General features: G+C 44.9%; 23 protein-coding genes. 8 read left to right on the top strand and 15 right to left on the bottom strand.

Going from position 1 to position 25,545, the window contains the following annotated elements; translation table 11 throughout:
- Window position 1: 1 nt before the first annotated feature.
- Window positions 2–1,279 (bottom strand): MFS transporter, encoded by a 1,278-nt coding sequence (locus tag AB4114_RS13425; RefSeq protein ID WP_441988910.1) that lies wholly within the window; start codon window positions 1,277–1,279, stop codon window positions 2–4.
- A 129-nt stretch (window positions 1,280–1,408) separates the two neighbouring features.
- On the opposite strand from AB4114_RS13425, the gene AB4114_RS13420 reads away from it, so the two are divergent.
- The gene (locus AB4114_RS13420; RefSeq protein WP_441988909.1) at window positions 1,409–1,963 is read left to right on the top strand and encodes a hypothetical protein; all 555 of its coding nucleotides are present in this window, start codon (window positions 1,409–1,411) and stop codon (window positions 1,961–1,963) included.
- 101 nt (window positions 1,964–2,064) lie between these two features.
- Here the strand turns inward: AB4114_RS13420 and AB4114_RS13415 are convergent, their stop codons facing one another.
- The 4 genes from AB4114_RS13415 to sigI all read right to left on the bottom strand — a co-directional run bounded on the left by AB4114_RS13415 (window position 2,065) and on the right by sigI (window position 7,385).
- On the bottom strand, window positions 2,065–3,570 hold the full coding sequence (locus AB4114_RS13415) for a leucyl aminopeptidase (RefSeq protein ID WP_441988908.1): 1,506 nt from the start codon (window positions 3,568–3,570) through the stop codon (window positions 2,065–2,067).
- Window positions 3,571–3,964: 394 nt separating this feature from the next.
- The gene (locus tag AB4114_RS13410; protein WP_441988907.1) at window positions 3,965–4,978 is read right to left on the bottom strand and encodes an aldo/keto reductase; all 1,014 of its coding nucleotides are present in this window, start codon (window positions 4,976–4,978) and stop codon (window positions 3,965–3,967) included.
- A gap of 186 nt (window positions 4,979–5,164) precedes the next feature.
- A complete protein-coding gene (locus AB4114_RS13405) occupies window positions 5,165–6,577 on the bottom strand; it encodes an anti-sigma-I factor RsgI family protein (protein ID WP_441988906.1) in 1,413 nt (470 codons plus the stop codon).
- A gap of 19 nt (window positions 6,578–6,596) precedes the next feature.
- Window positions 6,597–7,385, bottom strand: coding sequence for an RNA polymerase sigma factor SigI (gene sigI, locus AB4114_RS13400; RefSeq protein ID WP_441988905.1), 789 nt, complete (start codon window positions 7,383–7,385; stop codon window positions 6,597–6,599).
- Between the two features lie 252 nt (window positions 7,386–7,637).
- On the opposite strand from sigI, the gene AB4114_RS13395 reads away from it, so the two are divergent.
- Window positions 7,638–8,279 carry a helix-turn-helix domain-containing protein gene (locus tag AB4114_RS13395; RefSeq protein ID WP_441988904.1) on the top strand — a complete coding sequence of 214 codons (642 nt, stop codon included), beginning with the start codon at window positions 7,638–7,640 and terminating at the stop codon, window positions 8,277–8,279.
- On the opposite strand, the gene AB4114_RS13390 is transcribed toward AB4114_RS13395, so the two are convergent.
- A complete protein-coding gene (locus AB4114_RS13390; RefSeq protein ID WP_441988903.1) occupies window positions 8,250–8,879 on the bottom strand; it encodes a hypothetical protein in 630 nt (209 codons plus the stop codon). The genes AB4114_RS13395 and AB4114_RS13390 overlap by 30 nt on opposite strands.
- Window positions 8,880–9,069: 190 nt before the next feature.
- Here AB4114_RS13390 and AB4114_RS13385 point away from each other — a divergent pair, with 190 nt between their 5' ends.
- Window positions 9,070–9,843, top strand: a complete 774-nt coding sequence (locus AB4114_RS13385) for a LytR/AlgR family response regulator transcription factor (RefSeq protein ID WP_171633028.1) — start codon at window positions 9,070–9,072, stop codon at window positions 9,841–9,843.
- An 87-nt stretch (window positions 9,844–9,930) separates the two neighbouring features.
- Here the strand turns inward: AB4114_RS13385 and AB4114_RS13380 are convergent, their stop codons facing one another.
- Window positions 9,931–10,353 (bottom strand): hypothetical protein, encoded by a 423-nt coding sequence (locus tag AB4114_RS13380; RefSeq protein WP_171633026.1) that lies wholly within the window; start codon window positions 10,351–10,353, stop codon window positions 9,931–9,933.
- A 192-nt stretch (window positions 10,354–10,545) separates the two neighbouring features.
- On the opposite strand from AB4114_RS13380, the gene AB4114_RS13375 reads away from it, so the two are divergent.
- The 5 genes from AB4114_RS13375 to AB4114_RS13355 all read left to right on the top strand — a co-directional run bounded on the left by AB4114_RS13375 (window position 10,546) and on the right by AB4114_RS13355 (window position 17,182).
- Window positions 10,546–10,758 (top strand): hypothetical protein, encoded by a 213-nt coding sequence (locus tag AB4114_RS13375; protein WP_312886319.1) that lies wholly within the window; start codon window positions 10,546–10,548, stop codon window positions 10,756–10,758.
- A gap of 175 nt (window positions 10,759–10,933) precedes the next feature.
- Window positions 10,934–11,500 (top strand): DUF4912 domain-containing protein, encoded by a 567-nt coding sequence (locus AB4114_RS13370; RefSeq protein WP_441988902.1) that lies wholly within the window; start codon window positions 10,934–10,936, stop codon window positions 11,498–11,500.
- Complete coding sequence (locus AB4114_RS13365) at window positions 11,497–14,517, top strand: 1,4-alpha-glucan branching protein domain-containing protein (RefSeq protein WP_441988901.1); 3,021 nt, start codon at window positions 11,497–11,499, stop codon at window positions 14,515–14,517. Before AB4114_RS13370 ends, AB4114_RS13365 begins: the two co-directional genes overlap by 4 nt.
- 179 nt (window positions 14,518–14,696) lie before the next feature.
- Window positions 14,697–16,658, top strand: coding sequence for a glycoside hydrolase family 15 protein (locus AB4114_RS13360; RefSeq protein WP_441988900.1), 1,962 nt, complete (start codon window positions 14,697–14,699; stop codon window positions 16,656–16,658).
- Window positions 16,659–16,879: 221 nt separating this feature from the next.
- Window positions 16,880–17,182: a hypothetical protein gene (locus tag AB4114_RS13355; RefSeq protein ID WP_441988899.1), complete on the top strand. Its 303-nt coding sequence runs from the start codon at window positions 16,880–16,882 to the stop codon at window positions 17,180–17,182.
- Here AB4114_RS13355 and AB4114_RS13350 read toward each other — a convergent pair.
- The 8 genes from AB4114_RS13350 to AB4114_RS13315 form a co-directional block, all read right to left on the bottom strand.
- The gene (locus AB4114_RS13350) at window positions 17,179–17,487 is read right to left on the bottom strand and encodes a glycine cleavage system protein H (RefSeq protein ID WP_441988898.1); all 309 of its coding nucleotides are present in this window, start codon (window positions 17,485–17,487) and stop codon (window positions 17,179–17,181) included. The two genes, AB4114_RS13355 and AB4114_RS13350, sit on opposite strands and share 4 nt — an antisense overlap.
- A 79-nt stretch (window positions 17,488–17,566) precedes the next feature.
- Window positions 17,567–18,115 carry a peroxiredoxin gene (locus AB4114_RS13345; protein ID WP_028554012.1) on the bottom strand — a complete coding sequence of 183 codons (549 nt, stop codon included), beginning with the start codon at window positions 18,113–18,115 and terminating at the stop codon, window positions 17,567–17,569.
- A 231-nt stretch (window positions 18,116–18,346) separates the two neighbouring features.
- Window positions 18,347–19,426, bottom strand: coding sequence for a 3-isopropylmalate dehydrogenase (leuB, locus tag AB4114_RS13340; protein WP_441988897.1), 1,080 nt, complete (start codon window positions 19,424–19,426; stop codon window positions 18,347–18,349).
- Between the two features lie 149 nt (window positions 19,427–19,575).
- Window positions 19,576–20,697: a Ger(x)C family spore germination protein gene (locus AB4114_RS13335; RefSeq protein WP_441988896.1), complete on the bottom strand. Its 1,122-nt coding sequence runs from the start codon at window positions 20,695–20,697 to the stop codon at window positions 19,576–19,578.
- Complete coding sequence (locus tag AB4114_RS13330; RefSeq protein WP_441988895.1) at window positions 20,694–21,794, bottom strand: GerAB/ArcD/ProY family transporter; 1,101 nt, start codon at window positions 21,792–21,794, stop codon at window positions 20,694–20,696. Before AB4114_RS13330 ends, AB4114_RS13335 begins: the two co-directional genes overlap by 4 nt.
- A 31-nt stretch (window positions 21,795–21,825) precedes the next feature.
- Window positions 21,826–22,944, bottom strand: a complete 1,119-nt coding sequence (locus AB4114_RS13325; protein WP_441988894.1) for a Ger(x)C family spore germination protein — start codon at window positions 22,942–22,944, stop codon at window positions 21,826–21,828.
- A complete protein-coding gene (locus tag AB4114_RS13320; protein ID WP_441988893.1) occupies window positions 22,941–24,041 on the bottom strand; it encodes a GerAB/ArcD/ProY family transporter in 1,101 nt (366 codons plus the stop codon). The genes AB4114_RS13325 and AB4114_RS13320 overlap by 4 nt, the downstream gene beginning before the upstream one ends.
- Window positions 24,038–25,525, bottom strand: coding sequence for a spore germination protein (locus tag AB4114_RS13315; RefSeq protein WP_441988942.1), 1,488 nt, complete (start codon window positions 25,523–25,525; stop codon window positions 24,038–24,040). The genes AB4114_RS13320 and AB4114_RS13315 overlap by 4 nt, the downstream gene beginning before the upstream one ends.
- Window positions 25,526–25,545: the final 20 nt, after the last annotated feature.

Here is a 25,545-nt window from a genome sequence, read left to right as displayed (position 1 = left end):
CCTAAACGCCACTCCTTATCTCTGTTCGTAATACATAACGTCCTACCCACAAGCCAAGTATGAGCAAGATAGCGCCAACTATCGTGGATACGCCATACACCTGCACCCACTCAGGTTGATCCACAATGAGGGCATAAATCTTCCCGCCTGCAACAGGTCCCAAGAAAGCCGCGAAGCCTGTGATCGCCGAGTATGTCGCAATATACATCGGACGCTCACTCTTTGGCGTATCCCCAATTGTAAAAGCGAAAACCATTTGATTGAAGCCTCCCAAGCCAATCCCGAGCACAATATGAACCATGAAAAGCACAACAACAGCAGGAATGAAAGCAATAGCTCCCCATAATAAACACGCTAACGCAATGATCGGTAACGACCATAATAGCAAGGTTTGCGCTGAGAATCGCGCATTCAAATTTCCCCATACATAATAGCTAGCCATCATGACTAAGGTATGTACCACTGTAATATAGGAAACAGTTCCGTAGGAAATGTTCATCAACTTCAGCATGACATAGGAGAAAAGAGGCACGGTCAATCCTTGCACGAAGAGGAAGGCGGCTAGGAAAATAATCGCTTTAAGAAACGCACGGTCCATTAATGGCTTCTGGAGCATTCCAACTGGGTTGGTTGCCGTTGAAGGCTCAAAAGGTGGATTTGGGTACAAAAAGTAAGCAATTACATTAAGAACTACACAAACACTTACGATCATGAATATGTAATTGAAGCCTTGCTCACCCKGGTATTTATCGAGAATCTGACCGCCTACGAAGAGCGCCAACGAGCTCACGCCGCCCAGAATGGTATTACGCAGTCCAAAATAACGCCCACGTATCGGTCCAGGTACCGCATCACTGATCAGTGAAGTCCACACAATTCCCCCAGCCGCATTCCCCAGATGCGCAGCCGTGTACAGAATCATATACGTAATCACCCAGTACTCTTGAGGTAATAGAAAAGGGATTAACCCTACACAAGCCCATAATATTCGATGCGTGGATCCGAAAATAATCAGCATCCGCTTCCGATTTCGGAATTTCTGCATGACAACTGCCATCGCAATTTGCACGATATTCACGACTGTCGTGATCGCTAGAATAAGGCCAATCTCGGTCGAGCTTGCCCCCAAGTAAATCAAGTAACCAGTTAAGAACGGTCCGCCAAGCAGTTGAAAAATAATAACAGCTGGAAAGCCCTCAAATGTTGCGACTAGCAAGCTTTTACGGTAKGTGGACATTTTTTTCTTCGACTTACGCGCGTTCGGATCGAATAATTTCACAGGTCATAAACCTCCTTTTGTCGGTCTAGCAAGTTAGCAGGATCTAATAGTTTACAACCTATGGGTCGCTTATGTTAATATAGGAGTGACTACCTAATCTATCATGTCAGGCGGGATCATCGTAAACTTATGAAACCTAAATATTGGGGTTTGCTGGCAACTTCGTTGCTCTTTTTGATTTTCATTGTACTCTCTATGAAATTGGAGTCAACTACTTATTTGTATATCGCTAGTGTTTGCCCAATTCTTGTCGTGCCATTTTTACCAGATATCCGTTCGAATCAATATATTAAGCCCAAAGGGGACGGCGCTGTACGCCTCATTTCCATGGAAAATAAGGACGGCGGAGATACTGATTTTCTCGTGATCCTTTTTGAACCAGGTTATATCAAATGGAATGGCGGCCAGCTCTTCTTCAATTTAGCAGATAATATGAAAGATGTGTATGTAAAGCCAGATCCATTTGCGGCAACGCTTACCGTACTCAAATACGACCTGTTCAAGCATCGCCGTAAGAAGAATTGGATTGGCATTTCCTTAGCCCAACTCGAGCAGCGCACCGAACATCTCTCTTATACAACCAATGAAGTAAACCGTCTACTTATTCGTACTTCGGATATTCAAGAATTATTGCAAACCAACTTTAAACAGCCTGCCTCTGTGGGGCAACAGGTTGGCGCCTAATAGCCACAAAACATAAAATCACCCAACGCTTGAGATCTCAGCCTACATGCAACAAGTAGGTAAGGAAGTCTCAATCGTGGGTGATTTTTATTTGAAAAAGATTAAGTAAGCTGCTCGCCGCACAAGTACGCAGCTAACGTACGAACCATAACACCGGTTGCCCCTTTGGGCTCGATGCCTTTGGCCGACCACAGCCAAGCTGTGCCACCGGTATCCAAATGGATCCACGGCGTTTCCTCAGCAAAGTATCCGATAAACAAACCTGCTGTAATCGCGCCTGCCCAGCGGTCGGAGGATGTCGCGTTTTTGATATCTGCTACGTCACTCTTCAGCATCGCACGATATTCGGGATAGTTCGGAAGCTGCCATACTTTCTCGCCAGCATCTCCTGCTGCTTGTAGAAATGGCTTTATGAACTCATCGTCATTCGTAACGGCCCCCGTTGCGATATCTGCAAAGGAGATCAAAATCGCACCCGTTAATGTCGCCACATCGATCAAGCGGTTCGCCCCTTGCGCTTTCGCGTAGGTGATCCCCTCTGCCAAAATAATACGACCCTCCGCATCGGTATTCAGCACCTCCACGGAATGCCCGCTGAGCATCGTGACGATATCCCCTGGACGGTATGCCGTACCTGACGTCATATTCTCTGCTGCGGGAATGACCACAACCAGATTCACCTTCGGTTTCAATTGACCGACGACGTGCAGAGCACCGAGCAGTGTGGCGGCTCCGCCCATATCACTGATCATTTCTTCCATGCCGTCGGGCTTTTTCATCGAGATACCCCCGGTATCGAAGGTCACGCCCTTGCCTACGAGGCCTAGCACGTCGGCATTGCCCGGATCACCCGTGTAACGCAGGGTGATCATACGGGGCGGGTGGACGCTGCCCGCGCCCACCGCTGTGAGGCCGCCCATCCCGCGGGCGGCGATTTCGTGCTCATCCAGCACTTCTATGGCGAAGCCATAGTGCTGGGCGAGTTTGATGGCTTCCTCTGCGAGGGAAGCCGGCACAAGCTTGTTGCCCGGGAGGTTCGTGAGATCCCGGGCATAGTTCGTGCCTTCCGCAACCGCTTCGGCGGCTGCGATCTGTTTCAGAAGCGCTGCATCCGCAGGCGCTTCTGTGAGCAACACCGCCTGGCGCAGCTCCGCGCGCGCAGGCTCGTTCTTGCGGTACGCCGCGATGCGGTACGTACCGAGGAGCAGCCCTTCGGTCAGCGCCGAGGCGGCTGACCGGCTGTCGAAGCCGCTTGGCAGCTTCAGCGCCAAGCGTTCGAACTGCAGCGCGAGCATCATGCGCGCTGCAAAGACCGCGGCTGCGCGCAGCGTATCGCGCGTGGTTGCGGGGCCGAGCCCCGCAATCAGCACGTACGCGTACGGCAGCAGCCCGTGGGTCGGCAGCGCCTCCAGCTCGCCTGAGGCGCCCGTGAATAGGCCCTTTGCGCGCATGCGCTCAAGGGCTTGGTCGAGCTGCGGCAGGCCGAGGACGCCGTCCTGGCGCAGCTCCGCTTCTGTGAGGCAGACAAGAATCGCGTCTGCCCCTTCTGTATTATCCAACAACGAGGTGTACACACGCGTTGTAATGTCTGTTATTTTAGTAAACATAGGATATGATCCCTACCCTCATCCATATTTCGATTCTTGCTTGTAGTCTTCCCACTATTCGCCTCTCAAGGCGATACCTATTTCCTGTATTGCTTCCCTGTATTGCTTCCCTGTATTGCTTCCCTATCGATTGCGCCACCAACTAACTGGAAAAACTCCAGTTAATTTCTTCCTTTCACGCCGAAAATTCCATTTAACTGGAAAACCTCCAGTTATTTTCTGCATATATGCCGATTCCAAGCCAATCCTGCTGCATTAACTACATAACATCCATCTATTCCTCTAAATCGATGTTTTTAGTCAATATTAGCTGGACTTTTTCCAGTTATTGGCCTGAACTGACGCGCATGTAGTCATGCAGCAGCATTACCGAGTCCCAGATAGCAGCTTCCTCCTAATAAAACGAAGCAGCCTTCTGCACAACCGATGACATTGGTAGTTGGTATGGACACTTCGCTTCACACAGCGGGACCACTTTACAAGGATCATGGTCTGCACAGCTAGTTATTTTTTCCTGATGACGCTGGAAAAATCCATCCCCCTTCGGCAGCAAACCGAATTTCTCCCTGAACTTGCTCGCGATCATCACGTCAGGGATCGGGATTTCCAGCGGACAGGAGCAATAGTTGCACCGTCTGCAATCGTGCTCACCTAACTCAAGTGCAAGCTGTTCTAGTTCACGGCGCTCCTCTGGGCCAACCTCTTTCCGTTGCGCATCCAAATTCTCTTGCACTTCCTTGACGCTAACCATCCCTGAAATGGTTACATGCACATCTTGGCTATACGGATAGCGGATCGCCCGATCCACTGGTTGAATGAATCCACCTGATAAAGGCTTCATCGCTACACGCATCAAATTCATCTCAGCTGCTTTGGGAATTAGCTCATCCAAAGCAAACGGCTGTGCCAAATTCAAATGAAATAATATTTGCGAGAATTGCTCTTTCGCGATCCATTTGACAAGCAGATCTGGACGATGTCCAGAAATGCCGATAAATCGCACTTTCCCCTCACGTTGAGCTTCAAGAGCAGCCTCGTAGGCGCCACCGACTTCCATCGCTTTCTTATATTCCGTTACATTATTCACATAGTGAATTTGCAGTAAATCAACATGATCAGTTTTCATCCGAACCAAGCTTCGCTCAATTTCCGCTTTCGCAGTAGCATAATCGCGTGCTCCCGTTTTCGTTGCTAAGAAATAATCCTTTCTTCGGTGTGAGATGCACTCCCCGATAATTTCCTCACTATTCCTATAAGCTGCCGCAGTATCTATGTAATTAATGCCATGATCCAATGCATAATTAAGCGCTTCTCTCGCTTGTTCCAAGGGTACGCTAGGCAAATTCATGGCGCCAAATCCTAATGACGACACTTTATAGCCTGACTTCCCAAATGTTGAATATTTCAAGCCCTATTCCCCCTCAGGTTTGCTGGTACACTACCAGATTTACTTCCTCTTCTTCCTCATGCTCTCCCGCAAGAGCTTCCTTCTGTACTTCAATATTGTAATACAAGTCCGTTCTACTTTCCATGCTGTGAACGAGGTCACTTACATGCAAAAACACCTGAGACAAATGCCTCAGGTGCTCTTCCTTTATCTTCTTCCCTCATTTTGACTCCCATTGTCGTTCCGATCGTTGTTACCCCAGCCCCCCCAATTGACACCTGGGAATTTACCGTTGTCATCCTTCGATTGCTGGAATGGGTTCATCGTAGGTTTACTTGAACTTGTTGGTTTCACTGTTGGCTTCGCAGTTGCCTTTGGTGTTGATGTTGCCTTGGGTGTTGGAGTTGGAGTTGCCTTGGGTGTAGAAGTTGGTTTGTTCGTAACCGTAGGCTTCTTCCCATCGTCGCCATCATCCTTACGATCCGGCTTTGGGGTCGGTTTGCGATCATCCTTATTATCGTTATCATTCTTATCGTTGCCGTTATTCTTATCATTTCCGTTGTTCTTACCATTGTTATTGTTATTATTTCTACCGTTATTGTCATTCTTGTCACGATCATTCTTCGATGATGGTGTCGGCGTTGGTTTATGCGTTACTTTGCCTGGGGTATTACTCCCTGCATTGTTACCTTTGCCATTGTTATTTTTACTGTTATTATCGTCATCTTTATTCGATGAATTACCCGAACCGGATTTGGCAGCAGTGGAAGTCTGCCCAGCTCGTTCACTAAGCTTACCGGACTTCTCGTCAGCAAGTAACCTTTGCAAAGAAGACTTATCAATCGGTTTATCCGGTTTTACGAACGTTTGAATACCACCGTTGTCCTTGGCAAGTTGATGAATAGAAGTCGTTTTGATGTCATCCAGCGATACTTTGGCACCATTATCAATGGCATTTAGATAGATCGCATATTTCCCTGCAGATACACCACTTGCTTTCGCTTCCTGCCTTACTTCTTGTGGCGCAGCGAAGGCTTGCACTTCATAGTTCTTCACTTGGTCCGGATGACTGTCTTCGATGTGTTTATTGACCTGAGCCTTCAGCTTCGTCGCAATAGCTTCGTCACTGACCGTTGTTTTGGCTCCTACAACCGTTGAGGAAATAATAATATCTCCTTCGCCCTTCGCCAATGCCCCTTGTTCGGCTTTATCGAGAATATCAGACGTTACATCTTCTAAAGATTTACCTTCAAACACTAACGCTTGAATCAAATTCTCACCGTCTGTATTCAGTCCATGCAGGTCACGAACAATCTCATTATTATCGATGCCAATCTCAACACTTGGATTAATATCAATCGTTACGTACGCAACAACACTATTGCCAGGCACGCCACCAGACAAGGTCGTGACGAGAACAAAGCACACAACAATAGCAGCAGCTAATGCTGAAACGACCGCCATTTGCGGAACGTGTAACCGACGCTTCACGGGTGAGTAGAGAATCTCTTCACCTAACTCACAGTTGCGCGTCCCCCTTGGTAACTTATCAAAATGCCCCTTTGAATTCATTACAATAATGGAGCTTTCGCTTAATTCCATTACGATCCCCTTGTTCATGCGCTGTTCTTCCTTTCATTCAACTTTCTTCATCGCGAATATGTAAGTAATCCCGTAAATACGGATATGGACCGTTAAAAATTAGTGCAATGGCAATGATGTACTTACGATTCCGTTCCAAGGTTTTTCTAGATACTTGAACTTGCTCGAGCAGCTCTTTAATTGGCAGCTGTCGTTTCGTCAACAGAGTGCGCATAAGCTCTGAATCCTGTGCAAGTGTGCGGCCGATACCGAAAAGCATCTGCCTTGAGTCGTCATGCTTGGGGGCGGCATCCGTTAATTCCGAGAAATTAATGTCAAAATCACTTAAGCAGCGATTAAAATCAATAATTTCACTTCGCCTTTCTTCTAAACCCTTCTGCTTCTCATAGGCTTCGATGGCTTGATGAACCTCAATTGGATTCATTAAGTTATCTTCATCATCTTCTTGATCAAACGAGCTGTAAGGGATTTGCCCTTTGAAGCGTTGCTCCTTACGAATAAAATCAATGAGTCTTCGCCTGATAACCGTCTCTGCGAAACCTAAAAAAGATCTGCCCATAACCGAAGAGTATTGATTAATAGCCTCATTAAAAGCCGCTAGGGCAATGCTAAATTCATCATCTCTTGCGGGATCAATAAATCTCTTGCAAAACCTGCTTGTTACTTTAGCTACATAGGGCTGATAATCAGCAATAAATTGATTCCTTAGTCGTAGGTCTCCCTTTTGAATCTCATGTATAGTTACCTCAAGTGTAGAGGCTTGCGGTTCATTTTTTCCATGGGACTCTTTCTTTCCCAGAAACTTTTTGAATAGTACCAGTAGCACCTTTCCACCTCACAGTATAGTAGTTTCGTCCTTATATATAACAATTCGGGGGGTACGTATGATGAAATTTATAAATAATTTGCTGATTCATTATAACATAGATCTCTAATTGAGCACCTACTGGCAAATAAACCCTTGTTTACGGTTTCAATTGCTTTATCAATCCTTTATAATATTAAGAAAACCTCTATCACGATGCCCTCTCAGATGAGCAATGTTGAATAGAGGTGGTACGACAGGGAGGTGTTTCAAATGGAAGCAAGCAATAACTTCGGTAAGTTTCTTGAAACGTTACGAGGCAAAGCTTCATTGCGTAAAGCAGCTAATAAGAGCGGCCTATCTCATGCATATATTAGAGATTTGGAACTGGGTCGTAATCGAACGACCAATGATGTCATTAAACCTTCTCCCGAGACCTTGAGAAAGTTGGCACAAGCTTATCAATACCCGTATACGGATTTACTTAAAAAGGCAGGATATCTAGAAGAAACTTCCACCTGGTCGAAGCCTGCGCAAGCAAATCTGGATACGATCTGGTATGTCGAATTCGGCATCCAATCCATTATCTACTATTCAGAAGACGGCATGCGAGAAGAACAGGTCGAATCTCTGGTGGCCTTTACACACTTTATTGAAACATTAACAGAGCATCATTTTGTGAAAATGGATATGCATCTTTTCGTAAATCTGAACAAAATAAAAAAGTATGCCTCCGCAGAAGGCAAACTTTATTTTGATACCTATGATAATGCACCCTTCATTATTGCCGCAGCAATACCACAAAAGAAGTATCATCAAACTATTCTTGATTATGTCGCATTTAATAATGGACACGCTTTGGAATCATTGGGTACTCAATGTCCCTCATCGTTGAAAGCCAAGTTCTTTACTTAGCATGACATAGATGAAGAGAATCGTTGCCATACTCAATAGCTGAATAGGCATCACTACACTGAATACATTATCACTTAAAGCATGACGGTAGATCATGCCAATAATAACAACGATCATGTATAAATATACCCCGACATTTTCTCGATTGAACGGAATTCTCGTATAATGCGAAAGAAAGGTAAATCCTAATCTCCGCTTATATAGCGTCATGAGGAATATGAATGTGCCCAGCTGAATAAAGAAGCGCGTCACATAAGTAATTGTTTGATCATTCTTGATCACATTATAGGCTTCATCTTGTGTGAAATCGACGCACACAATGACAGTCGTAGATATAAGAACTGGCATAATGTAGCCCGAAAGTGCTATAAGTAAAGCAGGTACAAACCGATATTTCCATACACACATCAATAAAATACATATGATGCAAACCAATATTAAAGGCGAATTATTAATTAACGAGAGCAGTGAGCCTACCAGCACGGCTAGCGATATTTGTTTCCAATATGGCTTTATTCGAATCCGAAATAGCAACAAGGAGAATAAGAGCATGGGAACAAAATGAATAATAGCTAGTATCAATTTTACCCATGTGAACAATGGCGCTTTCCCTCATTTCTAAGCGATGAAATCATGCGATAAGCAACCTGACAATTTCTTTAATTACATTTAAAAGTATACAAGATATTCATACTTTTGCCTTCAAAGTGGACTAAGTTGGCTGTTATAGCGTATAAGATGACAAAAGTTCCTGTTATTGTCTTAGAAAGGATTGGAGTGAGATCAGTAAATGAAGCATGGCTTTACAGTCGCCATCGTAGAAGATAATTACTGGGTAGGTCAATTACTTGAAAACTATTGTCAGCAATGTGGATTACAGGTCATTTCGATTGTATCGGACGGGGAACAATTTCTGAGGGATTACGATAAGCTGCAACCTGATATACTCCTCATGGATATTGGGCTTGAAGGTAAATTGGATGGCATCAGCGTTGTGCAAGCCTTACGACTATCGGGGTATCAAATGAAGGTCATTATGGTTAGCGGAACAACGAATACCGAGCATATCTTGACCGCCTTTCATGAGCTTGATTCTGTCTATTTTCTCTCCAAACCTGTTATGCTGCCGAAATTTCAAGCGGCCATCCGCAAAACGATTGCAGAAATCCAATTAGATCGTAGCCGTATTTCGGAAGAACCACAGCCTGGTTCAGCAACGTGGATTACCGTTAAAAATCAAAAATCACAACTCCCTATCTCCGAAGATGCCATTCTCTTTGTGGAAAAGGAAGACAAGCGACTCTCCAGAATTCATCTGGTAAACGGGGCACAAATGGAATCCAGTTCGAATTTATCGGATATTTTGGCTCAAAGCACGCCTCATATGTTCAGCCCCTTCAAGGGCTATCTAGTGAATCTGCGGCATGTCGTTTCGTTTGTGAAAGAAAGCGGGTTCCCCACTTCTCGGAGATTTGTCATTCATTTGAGGCATACTTCCGTCAAGATCCCCCTCAGCCGTGATTTGCAGAAAGAATTCGCAAAACTGCTGCTGGAAGTCAAATAAGAAAAACCTCCAACTATTCTCTGGCCATTGCTTCGAAAACAGCAAAATCCAGAAAATTAGCAGGAGGTTTTCCATTTAATCGGACCTCTAAGAATTCTTAGAGGTCTTTTTATTTTTCAGCTTGTCGCGGCGTGCGCTAAGCATTTTTAATCGCTTCTTAAGTTGCTCTTCCCATTCCTGATCCTCAATCGTTTTGGCGAATCCTAACAGATCTAACGCCATGTCAATTTGGCAGCGAACGATATCGAGCGGCTCTTCGCCTTCATGATTTACACAGTTGTCGTGCAACAGATGATCTTTGCCATCAACGTATTCAATAAAATCGACTTCAACAGCACCATCCCCATGGGCATACTCAGCAAGGATTTCATATTCGTTCTCCACCAGATAGTGAACCTCAATATGGTGACATACCGGGCAGAAGAGGATGGGCACATTGTGAATTTGTGTACGTATGTGCTTCAAAGTACCTTTTGTTCCAATCATACTGGCTCCACAGCAAAAACTCATGGAATTCCCTCCTAATCGTCGAACCCGGATTAATTTAATATATTCGTTACAAATGTGTGAAATTCCTTTTTCATAAGAGAGCTAGCGTATGCCAAATCATTCTAAATGTGTTTGAATAAGCATAATTATAGTAATGATCGATCCATTACGTGTTTTCCGAATTCTTAAGATGAAGGGGAGAGCGGCGTGAACATGATTCCGAGTGTTTCCAGACAGATAGCCTTTGTGCAGTATGACGATCAATCCTCCAGCATGACAGTTCAGTATCATACCGGATTCAGAGCCTCCTACACCAATGTAAAACAAGATGAGTATCTCTTGGTTTTTACATCGGCAAATCGGTATGATTCTCTAATGAGACTTACGGAGAGTAGGTACATGGAAGAAAACATTTCTACCAAGTAAGTCACAAGATCACCCATACCCTCGGCCAATCATGATGAGCAACCGCAAGTGGTACACAAGCAATCTCCCCCCTTTCTTATGGGGTGGAGATTTTTGGTTTATATGGCGCATATGATACAATAAAACATAGGATTAGTGCAATTGTTCCTTCTTCCAACATAAGCAAGCAGAAAAGGTGAGTCTGATCTCTATTCAAGCACGCCCCTTTGCCCTTGATCGCGATACCCTTTATTTACTGGCACAATCCCCTTCTGTCCAGTTTATTTATTGGCAGATTTCTTCCAGTAAGATGATGCTCCTGCAAGAACATTTCCAGAAGGACTGGCGCTCTTTATCTCCTACACTACGGTTTCACGAAGTCGTCGATCCATCTCCCAGCATGTCTTTCAGCAAGCAGCAGCAACCCGCAGATCGGGTCTCAGAGCTTATGCTTCCCCCTGGAGATGCCTGCTTTCTCAGCGGGTTAGCCTTCGGTCAATCGTATTATGCACAACTAGGTATCCGGAATGAGCAAGGGTATTTCCTTCCGCTTCTGCATTCCAATATCATTCAAATCCCAGCGATAAGCCTGCCTAGCGATCATCTTTCAGTGGAAACTGATCACCCTTTCATTTACCAGCTAACGTCTCTTCACTTACCGCAAGTAACGCCTGATGAACATGCGTATTTCTCGGCCTATTCGGTGTATGTCCCGAAGAACACTTACCTTGTAGATATGGAATCTGGAGGCGATACTGATTGAGCACTAACGTACAAGGCTATGTTGCTTTGCTCTTGCATGCCCATATCCCTTATGTTCGCCATCATGCATCTGACATTACGTTAGAAGAACGCTGGTTTTTCGAAGCGGTTGTCGATACGTACTTGCCTCTCATCGACATGATGGAAAAGCTTATAGAAGATGAAGTGCCCTTCCGACTTACCTTGTCATTGTCTCCACCACTACTTGCCATGCTCGAAGATTCCCGCATGCATCTGCGCCTTCGCAAGCACCTCTCCTCGCTTTGCGAGTTGGGGCAGCGTGAAGTCATTCGCCTATGGGGCGATGAAGCCTTCGGCCCATTAGCTAAGCTGTACGCGGATCGCTATCACCGGCTCAGCCTCCTGTACGATCGGCTCCACGGCGATCTCATTGCCAAGTTCCGCAGCCTTAGCTCCACAGGCTGCTTAGAATTAATTACTTGCGCCGCGACACATGCGTTTCTCCCCTTGGTAAAGAACGATAGTACGCTGCGTGCGCAGCTCGAGTCGGCGGTACAGGAATTCCGCCGGCACTTCGGGGTCGCGCCTGCAGGCATTTGGCTGCCAGAGTGCGGCTATTCGCCTGCGCTTGAGCCACACCTGCAAGCGTTGGATCTACGTTACTTCATCGTAGATACGCATGCGCACACCTTAGCCCGCCGCGACGGCGACCCTGACAAGGACATCGCAGGTCTGCCGCTGCGCACGCCAAGCGGCGCCTGTGCGTTCGCCCGGGATCCCGAGGCCGGCGCCCATGTCTGGAGCGCCGAGGTCGGGTACCCCGGCGACCCCGATTATCGCGAATATTATCGCGATATCGGGCACGACCTCGGCCGCGAAGGCGGAGCCGAGTGGGCCTACTTGAAGCCCTACGTGCTGCCGGACGGCGCACGCATCAACACGGGCTTCAAGTACTACAGCGTCACCGGCAATGGTGACGCCAAAGTGCCCTACAACCCGGCGCGGGCCGCTCAGAAAGCTCAGCTCCATGCTGAGCATTTCATCGCTAGCCGGGTGGCGCAAGTGCGCCGCCTCGCGGAGCGGCGCCTGGGGTTAGGCGCAGAGGCTGCGTCTGCGCCTGAAGAGCCTTATGTCATCGTATGCCCCTACGATGCCGAACTGCTTGGGCACTGGTGGTACGAAGGCCACCAGTGGCTCGAAGCCGTGCTGCGCGGCCTTGCCGCGCGCAGTGATGAAAGCGTAGTCGTGCAGACGACTACGCTCGGCGGCTACGCCGCCGCCCATGCGCCGACCACCATCGCAACGCTTCCGGTGTCGAGCTGGGGCCGCGGCGGCTATGCCGAGGTCTGGCTGCAGCCGCGCAGCCAGTGGGTTACGCCGCGGCTGCACGCGGCGGAGGATCGCATGGTGCTGGCTGCGCAGCAGCACCAGGACCCGGCAGCGCTTAGCAGCGTGCAGCTGCGGGCGCTGAATCAAGCGGCGCGGGAGCTGATGCTCGCGCAGAGCAGCGACTGGACGTTTATTCTGGATGCGGATACGGTCACCTCTTACGCGACGAAGCGCATCGAAACGCATTTATCCCAATTCCATAACCTTATGAATACAGTAGACAATGGCGGATCTGACAAAGAGCTAGCCACACTGGTGCACGCTTTGGAACGAAAGACGCCTTTCTTACCCGAGCTTCATTATCGACTTTTTCAGCCATCTTCCTCTGAACATGCCCTTCTACGCGCCTCATCCAGTGTAGATAGCGTCATACTTTTAAGCGAAGTTGCCGTTGCCTCGAACATAGAGGCGCCCCAACAAAGCCATCCGTCCAAGCTGCGTATTCTCATGCTCGCTTGGGAGTACCCGCCACATGTCATTGGCGGACTGGCAAGAGCGGTTTGTGATTTATCCAGAGGGCTTGCTGCCGACGGACATTCCGTTCATGTCATCACCTGTCAGTCCCCAGGGTCTCTTCCTTATGAAGTTTCCGAGGGGGTCCATATTCATCGAGCGGAAGTCATTCCAACAACAGATTCCTTGCACTTCCTAGATCGTGTATTCCAAATGAATATGGCGTTCACGGATCTCATGTTGGGCATTTTACGACAGGGCATCGTATTCGATCTGGTGCATGCGCATGACTGGCTTGTTTACTACACGGCACATGTCGCCAAGCATCAAGTTGGCCTCCCGCTTCTAGCAACGATTCACGCTACGGAAACAGGACGTAATCTTGGCAAACTCGAGTCACCGCTTCAAAAGCGGATTCATACCATAGAAGGTAAATTAACAGAAGCGGCAGATCATCTCATCGTTTGCAGTCTATCCATGGGGCAGGAAATGAAGGCGCTCTTTCATATTCCTATTCACCAAATAACCGTAATTCCAAACAGTATTTCTCCCTTGCCTAAGCCAGATCCAGCGTTATTTACGATGAATCCCCTGCTTGCTAACGCCATTTCCCCTACGGAAATGCCGCAGCGTGTTCTTGCTTTTCTAGGCCGTCTTGTGTATGAAAAAGGCGTTCACACCCTTTTGGCCGCGATGCCGCAAGTACTCATTCAATACCCAGATGCCAAACTCGTCATCGCTGGAATGGGTCCTGAGCGCGATGCGTTAGAGGAACTCGCCTTTAGCTTCGGAGATCGGGTAAGCTTCACAGGATTTCTCGATGAGGCTGACAAAAGCTTGCTTTTACAAAGGGCAGAAATTTGCATTTTCCCAAGTCTCTACGAACCTTTCGGAATAGTCGCATTGGAAGCGATGGCCAGCGGAACGCCGCTCATCGTTTCAGATACGGGAGGCCTTGCGGAGATTGTCAGCCACGGGGTTAACGGATGTACATGTCCGCCAGGCGACAAGGATGCGTTAGCCGCACAAATCATTCAGCTATTGGAACAACCGCAGTACGCCTCTAAGCTTGCTGCTACCGCGTTACGAACCGTTCACAGTGAATATAACTGGAAGAAAATTGGATATTTGACAACTCACGTTTACGAGGCTGTGATTTCGAATCTGGCTGCTTCAACCAATCATTCCCCGCATCAAAAGGAAATAATCAAGTAATTTGGATATCCATACCAAATGAAAGCGTGACCAGTAAGAATTTTCAGTTTTTTTTCAAAGAATCATTGATTCCTTTGTCAGAATTAGGTAACCTAATTGCAAGACTTGTGCTCCATCGTTCAGTCCTCTTGGCCTGATCTGAATGCGCGATCAAACAAATGAGTGGGGAAGTGATTGTATTGCCAAGACATCTGGTCATCGGAAATGGAAAATTCCTTATTAACCTCGATCAGCATTCCTACATGCGGGATCTGTACTATCCTTTCGTAGGCCAGCTTAACCATATTGGCGGTTATCAGTGCCGTGTTGGTGTTTGGGTAGATGGCGACTTCGCATGGCTGAATGCCCCTGAGTGGCAATTCAAGCTCGCATATGTGGAGGATTCCCTCGTCACTGAAGTGACAGCTACACATCCCGGCCTCGGCGTTACTCTGCTTATGAATGACGGTGTTCACCAGCGTGAGGATATTTATTTGAAACGAATTCATATTACCAATCACACGAATACGGTTCGTGAAGTGCGTATGTTCTTCAACCAAGACTTGCTCATTAATGAGACAGAGGTTGGTGATACAGCCGCTTACTACCCTTCTACGAATACTGTTTTTCATTATAAAAAAGATCGTTACTTTATGTTTAACGGAAGTACTGGCACGGAAGGGATATTTCAATATTCTACCGGTGTCAAAAGGTTCTATAACGCCGAAGGCACATGGCGCGATGCTGAAGACGGCCATCTAATGGGCAATGCGATTGCACAGGGGTCTGTCGATAGTACGATCTCTTTTCGACTGTTCGTCCCTCCTAACGGCAATCAAACGCTCTACTACTGGATGGGCGCAGGCAAGAATTTGGAGGAAGTTAAGAAGCTTGACTCCTATGTCAAAGACAGCCACCCAGGCAAGCTGCTAGACCGTGTGACAGTGTACTGGCAGCGCTGGGCGAACAAAATCGATCGCGACTACTTCGATCTCACACCTGAAGTGCAACGCCTCTTCAAACAAAGCTTGTTGCTCGTCCGCACGCAGACCGATGTGAACGGGGCTATTATTGCCGCGAACGATTCTGACATCATGCAGAGCAACCGAGATCATTACAGCTACATGTGGCCGCGCGATGGTGCGTTAATCGCTTATTCCATGTCCATGGCTGGCTACCAAGGCATGATTATTCCGTTCTTTAACTTCTGTGCGAATGTGCTTTCACCAGAAGGTTACTTGCATCACAAATACAATCCGGACGGTACCGTAGGTTCCAGCTGGCATCCTTATATTCATTCTGGTCGTGTACAGCTTCCAATTCAGGAAGATGAGACAGCTCTTGTGTTATTTGCTCTGTGGCAGGATTTCCAGAAAAATGGAAGTCTTGAATTTGCGCAATCTCTATATCGGAACCTCATTCGTAGAGCGGCGAGATTCATGTCCACTTACATTGATCAAGAACTGAATTTACCGAAGCCGAGCTACGATCTGTGGGAAGAACGCTACGGAATTTATACCTTCACAGCCTCGGCTGTATATGGCGGATTGATCGCTGCTTCGAACTTCAGTAACTTATTTGGAGATGAAGAGCGAAGCAATCGCTACAAGCATACCGCGGAGAAAATCAAATCAGGTATCCTCAAACATCTGTGGGACGAAGGTGAACAACGATTCGTTCGCGGCTTGTATATGGAAGACGGCCAATGGGTGAAAGATTTGACATTGGAAAGCTCTGTGTACGGTATTTTTGAATTTGGCGTACTGCCTGCTGACGATCCACGTGTGGTAAGCACGATGTTAGCTAACAAAGAAGGTCTCATGATCAAAACCGAAGTCGGTGGCTCCGCCCGTTATCATCATGATTATTACTTCCAACGTTCCACCGATATTGAGAAAGTGCCCGGCAATCCTTGGATCATTTGTACCCTCTGGATCGCAGAATGGGAAATCGAGTATGCCAAGTCTGTTGGCGACCTAGAGGCTCCACGCAAAACGTTGGAGTGGGTCGTCAAACACGCCATGGAAAGTGGCGTATTGTCCGAGCAATTGGATCCTTTCTCCGGCGAACCGGTGTCTGTTGCTCCACTTACTTGGTCCCATGCGACTTATGTACTGACTGTGGTCAAATATCTGAACAAATACAAACAGCTTTCCAAATAGCAATGAGTGATGTCGGCCGTTCTCTATGGGGGACGGCTTTTTTCAAGCACAGGCAAGTCCCAATAGTAGTGACCACCATGCCATCTCTCATCATAAATGGAAAATATACATTTATTTTTTGTGAATTTATCCGTATTAGTTGATTAGATGGGTTTTCTTTTCTACAGTTAAATCAGAATTAGCGGGAGAAAATCCAGTTATTTTATCGAGGAGGCCTGTATATGGGTACTTTCATCACCATTTTCATTTTCGTAATTGCCATTCTATTTCTTTTTTCTGCTTTCTCCCAAGAGTCTCAGCGCAGGCGAAAGCGAAGACGTCGACATGACAACCATGACACCAGCTATAGCGGTTTTGCTAGCGATTCCTCGCTGTACGAGAATCATCGTCATCATAGTGGTCATCATCATGGTGGTCATGTTGGTCATGGCAGTCACAGTGATCACGGGCACTCCAATGATAGTGGAGGGGATAGTGGAGGAGGGGATTCTGGCGGTGGCGATGGCGGTGGTGGTGGAGACTAAGCCAAGGCTACTCGAAACAGCCAGCCCTTATCATAAGGCGACTCATACAGCAGCATAGTGGCTCGTTCTACCAGAATGTTCACTGCAAGCACTTTTCCTGTGACAGGTGAAAATAAATCATACTCATCTACTGCGGTTTCGAGTGAACTCATAAACGCACCTTTCGTTAATTGCACACCTTTTTCTGGCAGCTCAATGAATAGGATCATTCCCCATTTCTCTAAAGCATGGTCAGTGAGCCCCACAACCGCCTCATTATCTTCTTTACGTATCCAATAGAGCTCTTCCGTCGTTATACTATCCATACGCTAATCTCCTTAAGAAGAAAGACCCCTCCGCCCGCATTCGCATGCTTACCGAGGGGCCTTCCTATGTAATTAAAACTTATTTAACAACCAAGTTTTTGTCGCCTGGTTTCCAGTTCATTGGGCACAATCCGCCGGATTGAAGCGCCTGAAGCACACGAAGTGTTTCTTCTACGCTGCGGCCTACGTCGTTGTGGTTAACAACTTCGTATTTCAATTCGCCTTCTGGATCGATGATGAATAGACCGCGAAGTGCGATACCTTCTTCTTCGATTAGAACGCCGTAGTCACGAGCAACGGATTTCGTAATGTCAGCAGCAAGTGGGAATGCCAATTTGCCAAGACCATTATCGTTAACCGGTGTATTGATCCACGCTTTGTGAGTGTGGATGCTGTCGATGGAAACACCAAGAATTTCAGTGTCCAAAGCTTTGAATTGATCAGCAGCATAGCTAAGTGCTGTGATTTCAGTTGGACATACGAATGTGAAGTCCAATGGGTAGAAGAAAAGAACTAACCATTTTCCTTTGTAATCGGACAAAGATGCTTTACCAAATGCTGTACCGTCACCTGTAGCTGTCTCCATTGTAAAATCAGGAGCTTGTTTACCAACTAAACGTTCTGCCATGGGTATAATTCCTCCTCAAAATCTATCTAAATTCTATATTATCCGTATAAAATGGTATCATCCCCCTACTTGAAAGTCAATAATTAGATCGTATACTAGATAATAATTATTTTAATCCATGGAGGCAATTTCCTTGTGAACGCATTCATTCCTCAGCATACGTTTTTGTGTGAAAAAAAGCCCGCATTCCCGAAGCAGATCTGCTTCGAAAGTGCGAGCTTATTTGTATACTTATTTGCGCATTGCGTCAACAATCAATTGACCCATTGCCAGCGTACCGATCGCTGTGCTCTTATCCACTGCGATGTCGCCTGTGCGGTGACCAGCGTCTAAGACTTCTTTCACAGCGCGCTCGATGGAATCCGCAGCTTCGTGGTAACCGAAAGTCAAACGGAACATCAAGGCAACGGAAAGGATGGTTGCGATTGGGTTGGAGATACCTTGACCTGCGATATCAGGTGCAGAACCGTGTACCGGCTCGTACAAGCCGAATGCGCCTTCGCCAAGGGAAGCGGATGCTAGCATCCCGATTGATCCTGTCAGCATCGCTGCTTCGTYGCTCAAGATGTCGCCGAACATGTTCTCTGTTACGATAACATCGAAGCTGGACGGACGGCGAAGCAATTGCATCGCACAGTTATCAACCAATACGTGCTCTAGCTCAACATCTGGGTAATCAGCCGCGATACGGTTAACCGTTTCACGCCATAGGCKGGATGTTTCAAGAACGTTTGCTTTGTCAACGGAAGCAAGCTTCTTACGACGTGTTTGCGCAATTTCAAACGCTTGACGCGCGATACGCTCGATTTCAGTTACGTTATATGCACAAGTATCAACCGCTTCTTGGCCGTTAGCTGTTTCACGACGGAATTTCTCACCGAAGTAAATACCACCAGTCAACTCACGAACAACGATCAAATCCGTGCCTTCAAGAACTTCTGGTTTCAATGTGGAAGCTTCTTTCAAGCAGTCGAAGATGAACGCAGGACGTATGTTAGAGAACAAGCCAAGCGCTTTACGAATACCTAGAAGACCTGTTTCAGGACGAAGCTCTTTGGAATTGTTGTCCCATTTCGGACCACCAACGGCTCCAAGAAGTACAGCATCTGCGGATTGACAAACTTTCAACGTTTCTTCCGGAAGTGGTGTACCTTTCTCATCGATTGCAATACCACCGAAAAGCGCGTGTTCTGTTTCAAATTGATATCCGAATAATTCTTCGGTACGTTTCAATACTTTTTCTGCTTCTGCAACGACTTCTGGACCAATACCGTCCCCAGCGATTACCGCAATTTTTTTAACATCAGCCATGACAATCATTCACTCCTTATTTTAGCAAACCTAGTTCGTTCATATTCCTATCGTTATATCCTGAACTCATTGTACCATAAGGAGACTCTCTTCTTTAGATATAAAATCTATCGCGTTTATAGGTATCACCTATTAACATATCTCATTGACTATTCTAGAACCCCAATACTTTTGATGATCACTTTAGGTGAAATATTCACTGTTGCTTCAGCTAACGCTTTTCCCCAATTATCCTCTATCTTCTTCCAGTCTTTATAGTGGAATGCACGTACATGAACGCCAAATTGAAAGGGATCTATTTGGTATTTTTGAGCTTTCTTGATTAGAGCCGCGCATTCTTCTTTCAATTCTTTTTCAATGGCTTGTTCCAGTTCTTTTTTCTTCTCATCCACATCTAGAGGAAACAACCGCTCTGTCAAATCAATCTGAACCTTCATCGGAATATCGATTGTCAAATGGTCATCTTCTTCGAACTTCGCCTTGATCTTTGGATTTCCTTTTTTGATGTTAAAGCTCACAAAGGACGATTCTTTGCTCGTATGGAACAAGTCAGGAGGAATGTGAAACGTTAATGGTATGCTTTTTTTCGAGTCGCCTTGCAATAAGATGAGCAGCGAACTCTCTTGATGATTCAAAGAAACCGCGTAGGTCCCATCTTTGTGTAAAAGAGTGGTACCTGTAATAACGAGTTCATTTTTCTCAGGTTTCATTTCAGTCAATACAGGCGTCATTCCTTTATCCTTTACTTGTAAATGAAACTTCTGCAGTGAAGTTTGCACGATAACCCTGCTCTTATTAGTACTCTCTACAAGATCTTTGATCACGCTGGCGATTCGGCCTTTATCGCTCATGTTCGTATACATGACATCTTTAACGGTTCCATCAATCACAATCACATTCGCATTGATCTCATTTCGAGAATCCCGGAAGAGAACATCTAAATAGGGAAGTGCGTTTCTTTGCTGCAGCAGTTTTTTTCCTATGAGAACATTTTGGGATTTTCCATAAGCAAGTCTGCCGCTCGTCTTACTATCAATTTCCCCTTTGGATTTACGCATCGTGTCAGCCCTTGAGAAAGTGATTTTAAATCTATCTTTGGCTTCTTTATTGAAAACAGGCGTTGACGTGTAAACGACTAACTTATTATTCTCGTTAAAATCAATAGCTTCTGTAAGAACAAACTGTTGATTCTCAATATATACGGCTTTACCGCAACCTGATACAATCATTAAAACGACCAATATTAACGAAATAGGCTTAAAATTCTTCATTGTTTGGATTCCTTTCTAACGAAATGAAAAATCCATCCGTACACCCATAGAACAAGTGGTAATATGAAAGCGCTGCATATACCTGCTAGTCCCCACGAATTGGCCATCTGAGTGATTTGGGAAGAAGTAGGAATAAAAAAGAATGGCGATAAAACCCATACAAATAAAATGATTCGTAAAGCATTCCGATGATCCTGCTTGCCTAATAACTGACTTATTCCTAGTGCAGCCGCGTAGAGATAAGGAATCACCGTCATAAATATGATAAACAAATAAAAGCTGAGACATATAATCTCCAACCGTTCAATAAAAGGTAATTGGATTACTTTCAATAAATTAAGTACGGGATATACATAATCCGTGACTTCCGTTGGAGAGAATCGAATAAAACATTCTATTGTAACGGCAACATAGACTACCATCGTTAATGAATTTGCAATCACAATTCCCTTGGATGCTGATTTCTTGTCCTTAAGAAACGGATAAAGAATGAAAGTTAGTTCAAATCCAATAAAAGAAAATATGGTTGATTTCACGCCAGCCAGAATGGGAAACACCCCTTCTTTTCCTATTGGAAAAAGATACATCCATTCGATATCCCTTAATGCAAATAACAATAAAAAAGGTATCCACAAAGTAACAAAACAAACAAGCTCAGCGAAGAGCCCTATCATCCTTATCCCTTGTTTTGTAATCATATAGATGGGAATAACAAACAGGATCATTAAGATATAGTTCCGTACTTCCTGTACAATCCATATTTTGATGATATGAATGGTTGAAAGCATAACGATACTTGCCGCATATACCGCTAGTAGAATCCATACTACTGCTAGACCTTTTCCCACCCACTTACCAAAGTACTTAGATAAGAGTTCGAATAACGTGTGATCGGGATTTTTTTCCATAATACGAATGATAACTAAGCTTAATAGCATAGACATCATCCACCCCAATACAATCGATACCCATCCATCAGTTCCAGACGTATTCGCTAAATCGCGAGGCAAAGATAGGATACCTATCCCAACTTGGGTTTCAAAAATGATAAGGATATATTGGATCAAGGAGATTTGATTGAACGAATATTTATTCATTAATCCCCCCCCTTTTTTCTTCCGCTTAGCTTTATTTGGAAACACCGATACTTTTGATGTTAACTTGAGTTGACATATTTATTATGGCATCAGATATTACTTGCCCCCAGTTATCCTCGATCTTTTTCCAATTTTTATAGTCGTGTGATCTTACATAAATCCCTAAACCAAATGGATAAACTTGGTACTTCCCTGCTTTCTTGATTAGATCTTGGCATTCTTTTTTTAGTTCTTCCGCAATCGCTCGTTCTAACTGTCTGCTCTGTCGCTCCATGTCTAAATCAAACATACGTTCCATTAAATCGATCTGAACTTTCATCAAGACATCGACTGTAAGATGACTTCCTTCAAACTTGGGCTTCATCTTAACCTTTACCTTGTTAATATTGAAACTCACATAAGACATTTCTTCATCCGTATGAAACATCTCAGAAGGAAGGTGAAATGTTAACGGTATGGGATTCTTCGTATTGTTCTGCAACAATAGCAGCAAAGAACTTTCTTGATTATTTAATGAAGTCGCATAGGTACCATCTTTATGTAAAAGAGTGGTTCCTGTAACGACAAGTTCCCCCTGGTCTACTCTCATTTCAGTTATGCTTGGTGTTATTGCATTATCCATCATTTGCTGATGGAATTTCTGTAGTGTAGTTAGAACTGAAATTCTGGCTTTATATGTGCTTTCTAGCATTAGTTTGAGTACGCTACCCAGTTGCCCTTTATCACTCGTTTTGGCATACATAACATCTTTCACAGACCCATCAACCACGATCATATTTGCATTAATTTCATTTTTTGGATCGCGAAAGAAGACATCAAGATAGGGTAATACATTGATTTGCTGCAACATTTTTTTTCCTATAAGAATACTTTGCAATTTTCCTGGCCCGAAACTACCGCTTATTTTCGACTCGAGTTTTTTCTTACCTATACGCAACGTATCCGCAGTTGCAGTTGTGATTTTATATTTATCTGTAGCTTCCCTACTGAAGACGGGACTTGCTGTGTAAATGACAAACTTATCATCATCATCAAGGTCTATACCTTCTGCAATCATAAACCGTTGATTCTCAATATATACTTCCTTACCGCACCCCATTAAACATAATACAGCTACCCAAATCAATACGATACTTCTCAAATTTTTCATTGCTTTTGCGCCTTTCTAGTGGGATGGAAGATCCATCCGTAGATCCAAAGGAAAATAGGAAACATATAAGCGAAATAAGCACCTGCCGTCCCCCACGATTTACCCATTTGATTTATTTGAGAAGAAGAAGGGACAAAAAAGAAGGATGAGCATAACCAGAGGCACATGACGATTCGTAACATATTCCGATGATCCTGTTTGCCAAATAATTCACTTACACCTAGTACAGCTGTATACAAGTAGGGAATGATCGTCATGAACAGTGTAAATAAATAAACGGAAAGAAATATGATTTCCAACCTTTCTAGAAATGGTAATTGGATGAGCTTCAGTAGGTTGAGTGTGGGATAGGCGTAATCTTTGATCTCATCAGGAGAGAATCTAACAAAGCAAATTACGGTCACGATTACAAAAACAATCATGGATAACGAGTTTCCAATGATAATACCTTTGGACGCGGATTTCTTGTCCTTTAGAAACGGAAATAAAATGAAAGCAAGTTCAAATCCAAGGAACGACAGAACGGTTGGTTTTACGGTAGACAAAATGGGACTCAAGCCTTCTTTACCGATGGGAAGAAGAAATAGCCAATGTGTATCTTTTAAGGCATACAACAACAAGAATGGCATCCACAACGAGATAATAAAGACGAGTTCAGCAAAGTGTCCGATTACCCTTATTCCATGCTTGGTGATGATATAGATGGGGATAATAAACAGGATCATCAAGATAGATTCCTTTATATCAGGTACAATCCATAGCTTTACGATATTGACGGTTGAGAACAATACCACACTTGCCGCATAGGCCGTGTACAAAATCCAAAGAACATAAATACTTTTACCCGCCATCGTCCCAAAGTATTGTGATAAAAGCTCAAATAACGTAGATTCGGGGTTTTTATTCATAATTCGAATGACAACCAAACTTACTAGTGTCGACAAAATCGAACCTAATACAATGGATATCCAGCCATCCGTACCAGCAGCAATAGCTAAATCACGGGGAAGGGATAAGACACCGATGCCGACTTGCGTTTCGAAAATAATTAAAATGTATTGGATCAAAGAAAGTTGATTAAACGTATACTTTTTCATGATTGATCTTCACCTTCTCTGTTTGCCCCCTGTCTTATAAGTTGCGTTGGATGGGCAGAGACTGGACGCTTTTTCATCTTCCACATCGGGAGTCGAATCCATACGTCTTTCCAATCAGACAATCGGATGGGCGCAATTGGACTTCCATATGATATGCCAAACGATTCCATTGAAATCAGGTGAGCACCTATAATCATCAGCCCAATCACAATGCCTACCATACCGAACACTGCAGCCAAAAGCATCATTGGAAAACGCAGCAACCGCAACGAGGAGGACATATCATAATCAGGAATAATAAAAGAGGAAATGGCCGTTATGGCAACGATAATAACCATAATATTACTTACAATTCCCGCTTGCACGGCAGCCTGACCGATGACAATCCCCCCGACGACACCTATCGTTTGGCCGATTGGTCCTGGTAGACGTAAACCCGCTTCCCTCAGCATCTCTAATGCGAGCTCCATTAGAAGCGCCTCCACAATAGGAGGAAAAGGTACCTTTGCTCGGGATTCCCCAATCGATATTAACAAAGCCAAAGGCAGTACCTCATAATGAAACGAAACAATGGCTATATATACGGCCGATAGAGAGATCGTAGTAATTAATGCTACATAGCGCAATAAACGCAGAAACGAGGCGATTAGCCAGCGATTGCTGTAATCATCAACACTTTGAAAGAACGCCGAGAAGGTTACAGGTGCCACGATTACACTGGGGGAGTGGTCGACAACAACGACTATTCTTCCTTGCAAAATATGGGCTGCTGCAGAATCCGGACGTTCCGTCATGATTAACTGAGGAAATAGGCTAATCGGATGATCTTCAATAAACTCCGCTAATTCACCCGTATTTAATATGGCATCCACATTAATTTGAAGTAGTCGGCCCTCCATTTCTTTTACGAAATCAGGCTGTACAACATCTTCCAGATACATCATAGACACTCTCGTATTTCCCCGAGATCCGATGTTGTATTCTTTTATTTTCAGTTCGCGATTTGGAAGATAACGTCTGATTAAGGCAATATTTTGCCCTGAAGTCTCGACAAACCCTTGATGTGACCCCTTTAGCGTCGACTCGATTTGCGGCTCTTTAATCGCTCTTTGAGGCCAGCCTTGTGTGTGTAAAATAACTGACCGCGTCTGTCCATGAATTAGAAGGATGCTTTTTCCCTGAAAAATCGCGTTTTCAATATCCGACCATAAGGTGGCAACATCTGTTTTTGCAATTGAAATGGAAGAGGACCAAATATCGCTTATCGACTCGACCTCATACATCAGCGGATATAAGATGTTATTATTGATGGCAGATTTATCAATGAGCCCATCCAAATAAACCAAAACGGCATTATCTCCGGTTTTTAATTGAAACTGACGTATACAAAGATCTGGTGCAAAAGTAAAGAAATCTTGAATCGTGGTAATATCATCGTCAAGTACTCCTGAAATCGATTGATTTAGAGGTACGGATGATTTCATGATTGGATCTGATTTTATTC

Source organism: Paenibacillus sp. 2RAB27 (assembly GCF_052115445.1).
Taxonomy (GTDB): domain Bacteria; phylum Bacillota; class Bacilli; order Paenibacillales; family NBRC-103111; genus Paenibacillus_E.
Note: the sequence above shows the minus strand (reverse complement) of the source record. Positions and strands in the feature narration are given on the sequence as shown.